Below are 14,387 nucleotides of genomic sequence, written 5' to 3' on the forward strand. Positions count from 1 at the left end.
GGCAAGCCCGGCTCCCACAGTTGACCGGGTTTTCCTGTAGGAATGCGCTCGAATGTGGGAGCCGGGCTTGCCCGCGATGAGGCCCTCAACAACACCAAAAAAAAGGCCGCGATCCATAAGATCGCGGCCTTTTTGCATTTCACTGCAGCCGATCAGACTTCATCCAGCTCCGGCTCGTCCGCCTGCACATTCACCGTCGCCTTCACCACATCGTGACGACGGATGTACTTCCAGTCCGCCTCATCAATGTAGATCCCATTCGGCCCGCTGCCGCCTTCCAGGTCGATCGCTACTTGCGCAGACACTTGCGGTTTCACACTGGCGAGGATCGGCACAAAGCCCAATTGCAGACTGGTTTCGAGCAGCGCCGCCTGGTTCTTTTCATCGATATCCGCGGCCTCGTCGAGGTAGTACGGCAAGCGCACGCGCCCGGCCTGGTCACGGTCCATCAAGTGCAGCAACAAGTACATGTTGGTCAGCGCCTTGATGGTCATGGTGGTGCCGTTGGATGCCGCGCCGTCGATGTCGGTGTGGATCACCGGCTGGCCATGCACCTTGGTGATCTCGAACGCCAGTTCGAACAGGTCCTTGAGGCCCAGCTGGTTATGGTTGGCGGCCACCAGGCGGGCCAGGTACTCCTTGGCCTCTTCGTTCTTGTTGTCCTGCTCGGCGCTCTGGCTGAGGTCGAACACCGACAGGGTCTCGCCTTCTTCATACTGACCGGCACTGTGGATGATCTGGTCGATATGCTTGAGGGCTTCCTTGTTCGGCGCCAGCACGATGCGAAAGCTTTGCAGGTTGGACACCTGGCGCTTGTTGATCTCGCGGTTGAACAGCGCCAGCTGGTGTTCCAGGCTGTCGTAGTCACTGCGGATATTGCGCAAGGTCCGCGCGATGTCGGTCACCGCCGCACGGCGGGCCTTGCCCAGGGTCAGGGCTTCGTCGGTGCGGTGGGCATAGGCGTTGATCAGCAGTTGCAGGCGACGCTCGACGTCATCCTCGCTGTCGAACTTGGCCACGCCCTTGAGGCGCACCTGGGCGTACAGCGCTTCGATCTGGCCATCAGCGCGCAGCAGGCCTTGCCAGCTGTCCTGATAGTCATTGAGCAGCGGCAGCAGGTTGTCCATGGAGTCGTCGACCGGGTCCATGAACGGCGTGCCGAATGGCAAGTCCGCTGGCAACAGCTGGCGGCGGCGCAGTGCGTCGTCGAGGGTGCGTTGCTTGGCTTCCATATCACCGATCTGCCGGCCGACCAGTTGCAGCTTGGCCGACAGTTGCTGGACACGCTCGGTGAAGGCATCACTGGAGCGCTTGAGCTCATCCTGCGCGGCTTCCATCTGCGCCAGGCTTTCCAGTTTCTCGTCTTCTTCGGCGCTCAGGGTTTGCGCGCGGCGGAAGTCTTCCAGCGCCTTCTGCGCGTCCAGCACCTGCTGATACAGCGCCTCGGTCTGAGTCTTGCTCGCGGCGCGGTCAGAGGCTACGGCCTGCTGGGTCTTGAGTTGCTTGAGTTCTTTTTCCAGGCGCTCTTTCTGGTCGCGCAATGCCGCGCGATCCGCCAGGGCCTGCAAGGCCGGTGGCTCGATGTGCGAGATGTCGATGGACAGGCCCGGCACTTCGAAGCGCTCGCCCTTAAAGCCATCGAGGATCAGCTCCAGGGATTTGACCCACTGCCCGTCCTCGTCCAGCGTGATGCCATGCTCACCCAATGGCAGGCTGAACAACGAACTGTTGAACAGGCGCATCAGGCGCTCGACATCCTGCTGTGAGAATTCTTCGCGCAGTTTGGCGTAGCTGTTGTTGTCCGCATGATCGAGCTGCTGCTTGACCGACTTCAGGCGTTTTTCCAGGTCGCGCAAGCGCTCGTCGAGGTCTTCGGCGCTGAACTGCCGCGACTGCGCAAGGGCGCCCGCCAGTTCGTCGTGAGCATCCTTGGCCGCCAGCAGTTGCTGCTCGAGCACCTTCACGTCATCCACCAGGGCGAAGCGATGCTTGAGCACCGACAGCTCACCCAGCCAGCGCTGGATGCCGCTGATCTCGCGCTCCAGGCGCATCAGCTCCTGGGTGCCGCCACGCTGGTCGTTCTGCAGCGCATCCTGCTCGTTGCGGTAGTGTTCGGCCTGGATCGTCAGCTCTTCCTTGCGTGCACTGGCGTAGTCCGACCAGGTGCCCAGCAGCGAGTCCAGCAGCGGCGACAGCCGATGCAGCTTGCCGCGCAGGATGTCGCGCTGTTTCACGCCATTGGAGAGCGCCTCGACCAGCGGGCCGGCGGCCACCAGCGAGTGGTAGTCCTGTTCCATGCGTCGCACGTCGCGGAAGGCTTCTTCGCACGCTGCAATGTAGTCCACGCTGCCCGAACGCAAGCTGTGTTCGAATGCATCGAGAAATAGCTGCTTGAGCTTGGCCGCGGTGATTTCGCGCATGTGCAGCAGGTTGATAAACAGCGCGCGGAAGGTCTTCAGGCTCTGCTCGCTGGTGGAGCGCAGCGGGATCAAGGTCAGGTCCAGCGGGATCGACGTATGTCCGCCGACCAGCAAACGGCGCAGTTCATCCGGCTTGAGTTCGTAGGCTTTCAGGCCTTCGCGCTCAAGGTTGGTGAACAGCTCTTTCTGGCGCAGGCAGGTATCGTTCTTCTGGTAATGCGCCAGGTCGAGCTTGCCGGCATAGGCAAAGAACTGGTGACCGAAACCGCCACCCGGACCGCGCCCGACCACGCCGATCACGTGAGGGCCGTGGGGCAGCGACACTTCCACGAGGATGTAGCTGGTGTCGGTGGCGAAGTAAAAGCGCCGCGATTGTTCCAGGGTGTACTTGCCGAAACTCATGTCCGACATGCGCGCCAGGATCGGGAACTGCAGGGCGTTGATCGAGGCGGATTTACCCAGGTTGTTCGCGCCATACACCGACAGCGGCTCTTCCAGCGGGAACAGGCCCAAGCTGTAGCCGGCGGTGTTCAATAGGGCAAAGCGGCGGATGCCGTAGCGTTCCTTGCTCATGCATCGGTCTCCTGTTCTTCGGCAATGGCGCGGGCCAGGGCGTCTTCTTCGCTTTCGTCGGCAAAGTCGCTGAGGTCCAGCGGGTCATCGGTCTTCAGCAGTTTTTCATCGCTGTCTTCGTCGATGATCACCGGTGCCGGCAGCGGCAACACGCTGTGCACGCTGGCGGCGAGGTCGCGGTCCTGTTGCACCGACAGGCACACATCGAGGAAGCGGTGCATCGGCGGCAGGAAGCGATAGATACCGTTGTCTTCGCTGGCAAAACCCAGCTGGGTCATGCGGCGCATGATTTTTTCTTCGAGTTCTTCCTGGGTCTGCACTTCGGCCTGGATAAACAGGTCGCGGTACTTCTCCAGCAGCGATGGCAGCTCATCGCGGCCGAGGCTGCCACCGTCGAGCACGGCAATCGGGTCGCGGCCCTGGTCGGCCAGGTGCTCGACGATGATGAAGGTGAACAACGCCAGGCGCTGGGCAGTCTTGTTGACCTGTGCGCTGGCAATCGCCGAATCCGGCACGAAGTAGTAGAAACCACGGGTGTCACACACCAGCTCAAAGCCCAGGGCCTTGAACAGCGTGCGGTACTGGTCCTGGAAGTTCGACAGTTGCGCGTACAGTTCCGGGTCGCGGCGGCTGACGTGGTAACCCTTGAACAGCTCGCGGAAGATCGGCGCCAGCTGGGACAGTTCGGATAGATCAAGATGCATGCGAAGTCCTTACATTAGCGGTGCTCGCAGAGTTCTCGGCGGCGTCGGGCGTGGCCGGGAGCAGGGCGAATGAGCGCAGGCTGACCTGGTGCTCGTGCGTGTGGTAATCGCGGCGTTCCAGGCGTTCGCGCTTGAAGCGTTTTTCGCGGGACAGGCGTGAGAACCAGTACAGCAATTCGTCGGTGGCGCCGTCCGGTTCCTGCTCCAGCAGCCAGGTCATCAGGTCCGGCATCGGCAGCGCGTCTTCGCAGCGCTCGAGCATTTCCTTGACCGTACGTGGTGCACGCTGGGCGTCGCCCTTGTGGGATTTGTGCGCCTTGGGGAAACGCGCCGGTTTCGGCTCGAAATTCGCCAGGGCATACACATAGGCCTCGACCTGGCTGGCGCTGCCGAGGAAGGTGCTTTGCGGCCGGGTAAACATCGGCATCGCCGCCTGCGGCACGGCATCCAGGCCCTTGCGGCGGATGGCCGACAAGGCCAGCGCCGCGCCACGGGTCACGGCGTTGTGCCGGCGCGCTTCTTCGCGGAGCGGCAGCAGCAGCTCGCGGGCATGGCGCAAGGTCAGCTGGGCGCTGGTCTGCATTTCGAGGATGCGCGCGTGGGTGCGCAGCAGCATGTCGTCGTCCACCAGGTGGCCGAGGCGCTGCTGCTCGGTGAGCATGCGCAGCAGCACGTTCTCGACCTTGCGCACGCCTTGTTCGAAGGCGCCGTCGGCGTTCACCAGTTGGATCATCGGTTCGACGTATTCGTCCCAGGTCGCCAGTACTTCGGCGTAGCGCTGGCGCAACGGGATCTGCCGGTCGCTGGTCTTGGCGCGGTCGGCCACGGCGGCGAGGGCCTGTTCGTCGTTGGCGAGTTTTTTCAGCACGTCGCGCACGCGCATATCCAGCAGGCGCAGTTGGCGGGCCAGGTCATGGCCATCACGGATGTCGAAGGCGTCCTGGATGTAACCGGCCAGGCGCTCGAGGTGGCGCAGGTAGGCTTCGATTTCCAGGCACAGGCCAAGCCGGTGCTCCTTGCGAAGATAGGCGAGGAAGTCATGGATCTGGGCGTTGAGCTCGAAACGGTTCGGGCTCTTGGCGACAGGCACCAGGATATCCAGGCGAATCCACACGTCCAGCAGGCTGGTGATGTCCTGGGGCGTGCTGTCCAGTTGTTGGGCGGCCAGTTGCGCGCGCAGCTCGCCGAGGCTCAGGGTGCCTTGGTCGAAGTGTTCGCACAGTGGCTCGAGTAAGGCCCAGTGTTCGGCGAGGGCGCGCAGGACGCGCTTGGGTTCGATCATGGGAATGGCCGGCTGGTTGGCGATTAAAAGTCGCGATTGTACTGCATCGGACGCGGGATTTATCCACAGCCGGTCAGTGCGCAGTGGGCGATTGTTACCGAACAGCGGTAGAATCCCCGCTCTTAACTTATCCACAAGTGGCCGAGCTGTGCTTATCGAGTCCCGACGTCGCGCTTACTTGACCGCCATGCAGGTGGTCAATTGGCTGCCCCGCACCGAACTGCCGTTTGCCGCGCCGTCGCGGCCCGAGCTGCTGGAGGCGTTCGAGCCCTATGAGGCCTTGGAAGCGTCCGGCGAGGAGGCTGCCGCGCCGGTCGCGGTGGTCAAGCCCGCTCCCGAGGCGCGTCCGGCGGTCGAGCGGGCCAAGATCGAAGTGCCACGCCCGTCAACGGTGGCCAAGCCGGTGGTGGCCGAAGAAGCCGCGCCGGTGGTCAAGGCTGCGGTGGTGCCGCCGCCGCGTTTTGCCCTGCAATTGCTGCGCGCCGGGCGTTGCCTGCTGCTGGTGGAATTGCCCACCGGCGAGCGTTTCCAGACGCGCGATCCTGCCTACATGCTGCTCAAGGACATGCTGCGCGCCGCCGGCCTGCCCGACAGTCCGCAGATCGTCGGCGATCCGGTGCGCTGGCCGCTGTTGGTACGCGGCACCATGGACCAGGGCCCGGAAGCCGCGCGGGATTTTGTCCAGGGCTTTGTCTCGGCGCGCCTGGAGGATGAACCCTGCGTGTGCCTGTGGCTGATCGGCCTGCCCGCCGTACGATTTGCCGGCGAGGCGAATGCCGAGTCCTGGTACCGCGAGCTGCAGGTCGAAGGCCTGGGCTCGGTGTGGGCCCTGCCGGGCCTGGAATTATTAATGGAAGAGCCACAGCGTAAGGCTGATGTCTGGCAAGCCATGCGCCGGCTGATGGCGCGCTGGAAAACAACCGATGAGTGAGGCTTTATCCTTCCGCCCGATGACCGAGGCTGACCTCGACGCCGTGCTGAAAATCGAATACGCGGCGTTCAGCCATCCCTGGACCCGCGGGATCTTTCTCGACGGGCTGGGCAAGTACCAGATCTGGCTGATGTTCGAAGGCGAGCAGCAGGTGGGCCACGGCGTGGTGCAGATCATCCTCGATGAGGCGCATTTGCTGAACATCACCGTCAAGCCGGAAAACCAGGGGCGTGGCCTCGGCCTGGCGCTGCTGGAACACCTGATGTCCCGCGCCTATGCCGCCAATGCCCGCGAATGTTTCCTGGAAGTGCGCGACAGCAATACCGGCGCGTTTCGCCTGTATGAACGCTATGGCTTCAATGAAATCGGCCGTCGTCGGGACTATTACCCCGCCGTGGGTGGCCGTGAAGATGCGGTCGTGATGGCCTGCACCCTGGTCGATTGATGCAAGAGCCCGGCCTGCCGGCGATGGCGATCTCAACGACGCCCTCGACGGTAAGCCGGGCTCCTGCAGGTTGACGGGGTATCAGCGGTTGCCGTCTACCGGATCGATATCCGCCAGCTCAGCCTCATCCAGGCCATTGCCGCCGCCAATCTCGTCTTCATCGACGATGCTCAGGTCCCAATCCGCCTGCTCACCTTCGCCGGCTTCCTGGGCATCCCGCGCTCCGTCCTCATGGATCAGCGTTTCCGGGCTCATGTCATCGTCCGTCGACTCATGATCATCGGTTGAAGCCCCGGTCAACCCGGCCTCGCGCACCCGTTCGTCGGGCATCAGGTGCTCACGCTCACGGCGGGGGATTTCCTCGCCGATCTCCGCCGTCGGCTCTTCCTGGTCAAAGTCCAGCTCGCGCATCTCGCCCATGCGGTCTTCGTTGTCATCAATCGGTTCCGGCTGCGTAGCGCCGTAGGGACGTCGTGATTCAGTCATGGCCAATCCTCATGCTGTGGGGCTTATAGTGTGTGGACAGGCGTCGTTCGCTAAAGATTCAAGCTAATTGGCAATCGGTATTCTTTCGCGGCGGCGTGACCCGGACGAGCGGTCGTCTGTCAAAGCTGCGCATCATTCCTGAGGCTTTCCCTGATGAACGAACTACAAGACCTGCTTGATAACAATGAACGCTGGGCGGATGCGATCAAACAGGAAGATCCCGAATTCTTCGCCAAGCTCGCCCGCCAGCAGACCCCGGAATACCTGTGGATCGGCTGCTCCGACGCCCGCGTACCGGCCAACGAGATCGTCGGCATGCTGCCGGGCGATCTGTTTGTGCACCGCAACGTGGCCAACGTGGTGCTGCACACAGACCTCAATTGCCTGTCGGTGATCCAGTACGCCGTTGACGTACTCAAGGTCAAACACATTCTCGTCACTGGCCACTATGGCTGCGGCGGCGTGCGCGCCTCGATGCAGGACCGCCAGTTCGGCCTGATCGATGGCTGGTTGCGCACCATTCGCGACCTCTACTACGAAAACCGTGACGTGCTGGCGCAGTTGCCCACCGAAGAGGAGCGCGTCGACCGTCTGTGCGAGCTCAACGTGATCCAGCAAGTCGCCAACGTCGGCCACACCAGCATTGTGCAAAATGCCTGGCACCGTGGGCAGAGCCTGTCGATCCATGGCTGCATCTATGGCATCAAGGACGGCCGCTGGAAGAGCCTGAACACCACCATCAGTGGTTTCGAGCAACTGCCGCCGCAGTATCGCCTGCGCCCCTTGGGCGAAGCCTAAGGCCGTTTGCGCTCGCGCCACTGCACCATGAACTGCTGGCCCTCGGCATTCAGGGGTTCGTCGCGACCGGTGATCCAGCCCCGGCAGTTCAGTTCGCCGCAATGGCACTTGAACTGCCGGAACAACGCATCTTCGGTACTGGCGTAATCCAGGGTCAACGGGGTGCCGGCGCCTATGGGCTGTACGGTCCAGAGTTCCAGATAGGTGGTGTCGAAAAACACATTCGGATTGCACGAGTGCCTGAGCAGGCCGCAGAACCAGCAGTCGAATAAATGGATGCGCGGCGACAGTTGCAACGTGTGCGGGCGCCGCTCGCTCACGGCGTAGCCGGAGACCTGGGCAATTCGCATGCGGCCGTCAAACGCGATGCGTGCCTTGACCCCGCTGCCGGTACTGTCGCTACCCTGCATGACCTGGAAATGCCGGTACGACGGATAGCCTTGCTCAACGAGCAGTGTCTTGAAGGGGTACAGGCAGTCATTTGCAGCCGTTTTAGCCTTATCCATGGCCTGAGTTTTCATGACTCTCCTTGGTGGGCTGCATGGACCTGCGGATGGTGGCTGACTACCAGTCTTGCAGCAGATGGGGGCGGCACAAGATTCGCCGAAGATCGATCCGCTGGCTACTGTCAAACCTGACAGTAGCCAGCGGATTTTTTTTGTGCGCTTTATAGGGCGGGGACGCTGATTTCCGGGGCGGGGGCGGCATTCTTCAGCTGCCTGAGCTGGGCTTTGATCGCGGGCGTGGCGCATTTGGCATTCGCCTTTTCCGGCGACAGGTTGCGCACCGAGGTATAGAACAGCTCGCACGTCTGCTCCTTACGCGTGACCTGCCACGTGTTCATGCAGGCCTTGAGCAGCACATTGGGATCACTCGCCGGTTTCTGGCCCATCCCGGCCTGCCAGCAGGCTGCGCTCAGGTCCTGGCCCATCACCGTCAGGCCGGCTTCATCGGCTTTCTGTTCATTGCCGTCATAGCTGGCGGGGTCCGCCGCATACCAGATGTAACTCGGGTGATTGGCGCCCAGTACCGAGACACTCCTGCCTGCGGCCGGGCTGATCTGCACAAGGCCCAGTACCGCCACGGACGGCCCGTATTGCTGCTTGATCCAGGCGCGCACCGGCGAACCGAACGCCACCATCGGTAACGAGCCGTTGGCCGGCAGGCTCAGCTCCCGGACCATGCGCGTCTGGTAGTCGGTGAAGTAGCCATAGACGTTTTCCAGGTCCTTGCCCGCCGTGGACGGGGCTGCAATGGGCGCGATATCGATGATGGTCTGGTAGGCCGGGGTTTCGCCGGCCGGCACGCCATTGTCGGTGAGCAACGTGGCCCAGCGGTCGGAGGTGGCCGACTCCAGGTAGTCCTGGGCCTGGGTCAGCGAGTAATCCGGAGGGAAATGCAGCAACTCGATGCTCTTGCGCTTTTCCAGGGCCATGCCCAGCGGCAGGAACAGGTACCAGTTGTAGGCCCACTTGCCGTCGCTGTTGAGCTTGCTGGCGCCCTGGTAGGCGAGGTCGGCGGTGTCGAGCAGCGCGGTGAGTGGCTTGCCATAGTCGTCGGGCACACCGCTGAAGGTGGCCGAGAGCTGGTCGTCATGGGTCTTCACGCTGACCTTGGCGCGACTGTAACCGTCACGCTGCAGGCTCTGGTTCAGGTAATGCTCCACGGTCTGCTCCAGCGTCCATGGCCGAAAGCAGATCACGTTGCAATTGTTGGGGAAGGCGAACAACTGGGTGACGCGTTGCGTGCTGCCCAGTGGTACCTCGATATCAGCCTGTACGACCGCACTCGCCAGCAGTGCGGCCAGGGTGCAGGACAGCCTGGTCGGTTTAAACATGCTTGATTCCTTGTCAGCGAAGGCCCGTCTGCGCGGGATGAAAGCCCACCCTCCAAACAGTAGCGGCTGACCAGGAAAACGCGTGCTAAATCGTCAGGCGTGTCGCTATTGGATAAGACACCTACACGTTGAACTGCAACGCATTGCTCAAGTCACCCATGGGTTTCTGGCCGCGGGCGATCATCGCGTCATCACGCTGCTTGAGACCGTCGAGCGTCTCCAACTGGAAAACCCGCGTAATCAGCCGCAGGATCGACGCGGTGTCGTAGACCGTATGGTCGACCGTGCCTTTGCGTGCAAAAGGCGAGACCACCAGTGCTGGAATCCGCGTGCCCGGGCCCCAGCGGTCGCCCTTGGGCGGCGCCACGTGGTCCCACCAGCCGCCGTTTTCATCGACCGTCACCACGACCACCATGTTTTTCCACTGTGGGCTTTCCTGCAGCACCTTCAACGCACGGGCGATATGCCGGTCGCCCGAGGCCACGTCGGCATAGCCGGCGTGCATATTCAGGTTGCCCTGGGGCTTGTAGAAACTCACGGCCGGCAGCTTGCCCGCCTGGGCGTCGGCGAAGAACTTGTTGGTGCTGGACTCATCGCCCAAGCCACCGTCACGCAGACGCTTGTCACGCTCTGCGCGGTGCTCGGGGCCTTGCTGCTTGAAGTAGTTGAACGGCTGGTGGTGGTACTGGAAATTGGGGATTTTCGGAATGCCGCCCGAATCCTTGAACTGCTCCAGCGTGGCCTGCCAGGCGCCGGCGTACCAGGCCCAGTCGATGTTCTTTTTCGACAGCTTGTCGCCGATGTGCTCGTGGGTTTGCGGCACCAGCACGTTGGGCAGGTCGGGTTTGGAATAGTCCGGGTTTTCCGGGTCGCGGATCCAGGTCGGCCAGTAGGGCGGAGCCAGGGTGTTCACGCCGTAGCCGTCCGGCGTCAGCGCACTGGGGCCGAACTGCGGCGGGCCGGTCATGGCGCTGGCCGGGGACTTGTCCAGCGGCTTGAGGCGCGGGTCGGTGGGATCCTCGCTTTGCAGCGTGGCAATCTGCGCCTTGGCCACCGATTGCGCGGCATTTGGATAAAACGGCGCAGTCGCGCTGATCAGGTATTGGTGGTTGAGGAACGAGCCGCCGAACGCGCCCTGGAAGAAGTTATCGCAGAGCACGAACTCCTTGGCCACGTCCCAGAGGCGCAGGGAATAGCGGCTCTGCGCGTAATGGCCCATCACCAGGCCGCCGGAATCGCCCCAGGCGACGAAACCGTCATTCTTGCCGCCGTTGATCTGCATCTGGTTCTGGTAGAACACGTGCCACAAGTCGCGGGTGACCAGGCTCAGGGGCAGGTCCTCGGCGTTCGGACCCTTGAGGGCGAACGGCGCGTTGGGCAGGTTTTCCTGGAACTGTACCTCGTTGGGATAAGTCACCCCGTCCACGCTTTGCGGGCCGACTTGCAGCACGCCGCCCCAAGCTGGGGGCAGGGTGGTCAGCAGGTTGCCATCGCGATCGCGCTGCTGGTATTGGGCGGCGGAAAGGGCCGACAGCGGCTTCTCCAGGCCGGGGAAATCCGCAAACAGGTTGTTGAAGCTGCGGTTCTCGGCGTAGATCACCACCACGGTTTTCACTTGGTCGCGCAACGCCTTATCCAACTCCTGCGGGGTCAGTGGCCGCGTCACCGGCTTGCCCGGGGCTTCGCCGGTATTGCCACAAGCACTCAAGGTCGCGCCGACCCCCAATACCGCCGCGCCCCCTAGGAAGCGCCGGCGGCTGGTGTCTACCGGCGGTTGGGCTGCGGAATCTGGGGCAGGGCGGTCTTCGTGCTCGTCACTCATTGCGGGGAGTCCTTGCTGGAGATTGTTGCAAGATATTTCGCAGGACGGTAGCAACGCAATGTGACGGAATTAAGGCAGCTGCAAGCTACAAGCTACAAGCTACAAGCTACAAGCTACCAGCGTGAGGCTTGCGGCTTGAGGCTTGAAGCTTGAAGCTTGAAGCTGTGACCTACGGCATGACGGGGGGGAGATATTTCAGTGTCGTCCCGAGCGCCCATAGCAGGAACAACACCAGCGGCGTGTGTACCAGCAGTTGCACGAACGAAAAGCCGATCAAGTCTCGCGCTTTCAGCCCCAATACCCCGAGCAGCGGCAGCATGTAGAACGGGTTGATCAGGTTCGGCAGCGCCTCGGCCGCGTTGTAGATCTGCACCGACCAGCCCAGGTGGTATTGCAAGTCATTGGCCACTTGCATCACGTAGGGCGCTTCGATGATCCACTTGCCGCCGCCCGACGGGATGAAGAAGCCCAGCACCGCCGAGTACACGCCCATCAGCAGGGCGTAGGTGTCATGGGAGGCGATGGAGGTGAAGAAAGTCGAGATATGGTGCGCCAGGGTCTGGCCGTCGCCGCCCTTGACCACCGTCATCAGGGCGGCGATCGAGCCGTACAGCGGGAATTGGATCAGCACCCCGGTGGTGGTCGGCACGGCGCGGGCCACTGCGTCGAGGAAGCTGCGCGGGCGCCAGTGCAGCAGGGCGCCGACCATGATGAACAGGAAGTTGTAGGTGTTCAGCCCCGAGATCGCGCTGATCGCCGGTTTGGTCGAGAATTCATGGAACAGCCAGCCGGCCGCCAGCAGCGCCAGCAGGATGGTCAGGAGTGGGCTGTGTTCGAGCCATTCGCCCGGGCGAGTGGGAGGCTGCGGCTTGGGCAGGTTGAAGGCCGGGTCGACGCCGCAGGCCTTGGCGTCACGCGCGCTGTTCGGGCCCGGGGCGGTGGCGTAGGCGATGATCAGCGAGACCACGATCAGCGCCAGCAGCAACACGCCGGATTGCCACAGGAAGATGGTCTCGGTGAACGGGATCATCCCGGTGATCGACAGGATCGACGGCGGCAAGCTGGCCGGGTTGGCCTGCAGTTGTGCGGCCGACGACGACAGCCCCAGCGCCCACACCGCGCCCAGGCCCAGATAGGCCGCCGCACCGGCTGCGCGGTAGTCCATGCGCAAGTCCGTACGACGCGCCAGTGCGCGCACCAGCAAACCGCCGAACACCAGGGACAGGCCCCAGTTGAGCAGCGACGCCACCATCGAAATCAACGCCACCCAGGCCACGGCGGAGCGGCCGTTCTTCGGGATGCGCGCCAGGCGGTCGATCAGCTTGACCGCCGGCGGCGAGCTGGCAACCACGTAGCCGCCGATCACCACGAAGGCCATCTGCATGGTGAACGGAATCAGGCTCCAGAACCCATCACCAAAGGCCTTGGCGGCCTCGGTCGGCGCGGCGCCCATGCCCAGGGTCGCTACGGCGACGATGATCACGGCGAGGGCGGCGAACACCCAGGAGTCGGGGAACCAGCGTTCGGCGAAATTGGAACAACGCAGGGCAAATCGGGCATAGCGGCTTTCTTCGATAGCATCGGCCACGAGTCTTTCCTCTTGTATTTATTATGGTGTTGGCAGTTTTACGGCATGTTCCGCTACGGCCATTCATATGGGAATGCAGTTATCTTCATCGATCCATGAGGAAAACAAATATATCTGCCGCGATTGCCATCATCCGGCCCAGCTCATAACCTGCACGCCATTTTGTTTGTCTGCCGAGCCATCACATGACTGCCACCTTTTCTCCACAGGCGCAGCGTTTTTCCCGCTCCGACTACAAAACCCTGGGCCTGGCCGCCCTCGGTGGCGCGCTGGAAATCTACGACTTCATCATCTTCGTATTCTTCGCGCTGACCCTGAGCCAGCTGTTTTTCCCGCCGGAAATGCCCGAGTGGCTGCGCCTGCTGCAAAGCTTCGGGATCTTCGTCACCGGCTACCTGGCACGCCCGCTGGGCGGCATCCTGATGGCGCACTTTGCCGACCACCTGGGGCGCAAGCGCGTGTTCAGCCTGAGCATCCTGATGATGGCCTTGCCCTGCCTGCTGATCGGGATCATGCCCACCTATGCGCAAATCGGTTATTTCGCGCCGCTGATCCTGCTGGTGCTGCGGGTGCTGCAAGGTGCCGCGGTCGGCGGTGAAGTACCCAGCGCCTGGACGTTCGTCGCCGAGCACGCGCCGCCGCACCATCGCGGCTACGCCTTGGGCTTCCTGCAGGCCGGCCTGACCTTTGGCTACCTGCTCGGCGCGCTGACCGCGACGCTGCTGGCGCAAGTCTTCACCCCGGTCGAAATCCTCGACTACGCCTGGCGTTTTCCCTTCCTGCTCGGCGGTGTGTTCGGCGTGATCGGCGTGTGGCTGCGCCGCTGGCTGAGTGAAACCCCGGTATTCCTCGAAATGCAGGCCCGTCGCCACGCGGCTGCCGAACTGCCGCTGCGCACGGTATTGCGCGACCATCGCGCCGTGCTGCTGCCGGCGATGGTCCTCACCTGCGTGCTCACCTCGGCGGTGGTCGTGCTGGTCGTCATCACCCCGACCATGATGCAGAAAACCTTTGGCATGAGCCCTAGCCACACCTTCGCCTTGAGCGCGCTGGGCATCGTCTTCCTGAACATCGGCTGCATCCTCGCCGGCCTGCTGGTGGACCGCATTGGCGCCTGGCGCGCGGTGCGGGTCTACAGCGTGTTGCTGCCGCTGGGGGTCGCGCTGCTCTACGCCAGCCTGATCAACGGGGGCGTGTGGCTCGGTGCGGCCTACGCCGTGGCGGGCTTGAGTTGCGGGGTGGTGGGCGCGGTGCCGTCGGTGATGGTCGGGCTGTTTCCGGCGCCGGTGCGGGTGTCGGGAATTTCCTTCACCTACAACATCGCCTATGCACTGTGGGCGAGCACTACGCCGCTGCTGCTGATTGCGCTGATGCCGACCAGCCCGTGGATTTGCGTGGGGTATTGCGTGGTGATGGGCGCGGTGGGGGTGGGAAGTGTGGCGCTGTTCGGGAAGCGCCACCCCCCAGGCTCATAAAAACAACTCCCAGCCCACGCCACCAG

Annotated in this window: 12 protein-coding genes; 4 read left to right on the forward strand and 8 right to left on the reverse strand. The window is 62.9% G+C overall.

The features are described from left to right. Nucleotides 1-152: 152 nt before the first annotated feature. The 3 genes from mksF to mksB are packed head-to-tail and all read right to left on the reverse strand — an operon-like array spanning nt 153 to nt 4,979. A complete protein-coding gene (mksF, locus tag QMX97_RS28515; RefSeq protein WP_065900401.1) occupies nt 153-2,993 on the reverse strand; it encodes an Mks condensin complex protein MksF in 2,841 nt (946 codons plus the stop codon). Next, entirely contained in the window at nt 2,990-3,697 is a 708-nt protein-coding gene (gene mksE / locus QMX97_RS28520) for an Mks condensin complex protein MksE (protein ID WP_012722059.1), read from the reverse strand. Before mksE ends, mksF begins: the two co-directional genes overlap by 4 nt. Continuing rightward, nucleotides 3,687-4,979, reverse strand: coding sequence for an Mks condensin complex protein MksB (gene mksB / locus QMX97_RS28525; RefSeq protein ID WP_065900405.1), 1,293 nt, complete (start codon nt 4,977-4,979; stop codon nt 3,687-3,689). Before mksB ends, mksE begins: the two co-directional genes overlap by 11 nt. A gap of 187 nt (nt 4,980-5,166) precedes the next feature. Here mksB and QMX97_RS28530 point away from each other — a divergent pair, with 187 nt between their 5' ends. Both QMX97_RS28530 and rimI read left to right on the forward strand, forming a co-directional pair. Continuing rightward, complete coding sequence (locus QMX97_RS28530; protein ID WP_213554182.1) at nt 5,167-5,910, forward strand: energy transducer TonB; 744 nt, start codon at nt 5,167-5,169, stop codon at nt 5,908-5,910. After that, nucleotides 5,903-6,355, forward strand: a complete 453-nt coding sequence (rimI, locus tag QMX97_RS28535; protein ID WP_003188286.1) for a ribosomal protein S18-alanine N-acetyltransferase — start codon at nt 5,903-5,905, stop codon at nt 6,353-6,355. The genes QMX97_RS28530 and rimI overlap by 8 nt, the downstream gene beginning before the upstream one ends. 81 nt (nt 6,356-6,436) lie before the next feature. On the opposite strand, the gene QMX97_RS28540 is transcribed toward rimI, so the two are convergent. After that, a complete protein-coding gene (locus tag QMX97_RS28540) occupies nt 6,437-6,841 on the reverse strand; it encodes a serine kinase/phosphatase (protein WP_106805246.1) in 405 nt (134 codons plus the stop codon). A 153-nt stretch (nt 6,842-6,994) separates the two neighbouring features. On the opposite strand from QMX97_RS28540, the gene can reads away from it, so the two are divergent. After that, the gene (can, locus tag QMX97_RS28545) at nt 6,995-7,639 is read left to right on the forward strand and encodes a carbonate dehydratase (RefSeq protein WP_025856499.1); all 645 of its coding nucleotides are present in this window, start codon (nt 6,995-6,997) and stop codon (nt 7,637-7,639) included. On the opposite strand, the gene QMX97_RS28550 is transcribed toward can, so the two are convergent. From QMX97_RS28550 to QMX97_RS28565, 4 genes are all read right to left on the reverse strand, one after another. Continuing rightward, on the reverse strand, nt 7,636-8,160 hold the full coding sequence (locus QMX97_RS28550) for an SET domain-containing protein-lysine N-methyltransferase (RefSeq protein ID WP_282398005.1): 525 nt from the start codon (nt 8,158-8,160) through the stop codon (nt 7,636-7,638). The two genes, can and QMX97_RS28550, sit on opposite strands and share 4 nt — an antisense overlap. Before the next feature lie 146 nt (nt 8,161-8,306). Then, nucleotides 8,307-9,476 carry a hypothetical protein gene (locus tag QMX97_RS28555; protein ID WP_282398006.1) on the reverse strand — a complete coding sequence of 390 codons (1,170 nt, stop codon included), beginning with the start codon at nt 9,474-9,476 and terminating at the stop codon, nt 8,307-8,309. 121 nt (nt 9,477-9,597) lie between these two features. Further along, complete coding sequence (acpA, locus tag QMX97_RS28560) at nt 9,598-11,298, reverse strand: acid phosphatase (RefSeq protein ID WP_213554145.1); 1,701 nt, start codon at nt 11,296-11,298, stop codon at nt 9,598-9,600. Between the two features lie 169 nt (nt 11,299-11,467). Next, nucleotides 11,468-12,886 carry a TIGR00366 family protein gene (locus tag QMX97_RS28565; RefSeq protein ID WP_065900417.1) on the reverse strand — a complete coding sequence of 473 codons (1,419 nt, stop codon included), beginning with the start codon at nt 12,884-12,886 and terminating at the stop codon, nt 11,468-11,470. A gap of 185 nt (nt 12,887-13,071) precedes the next feature. Between QMX97_RS28565 and QMX97_RS28570 the strand changes: the two genes are divergently transcribed. Next, the gene (locus QMX97_RS28570) at nt 13,072-14,361 is read left to right on the forward strand and encodes an MFS transporter (RefSeq protein WP_282398007.1); all 1,290 of its coding nucleotides are present in this window, start codon (nt 13,072-13,074) and stop codon (nt 14,359-14,361) included. Nucleotides 14,362-14,387 lie beyond the last annotated feature (26 nt).

Origin of the sequence: Pseudomonas sp. PS01298 (assembly GCF_029959745.1) — a bacterium.
GTDB lineage: Bacteria > Pseudomonadota > Gammaproteobacteria > Pseudomonadales > Pseudomonadaceae > Aquipseudomonas > Aquipseudomonas aylmerensis.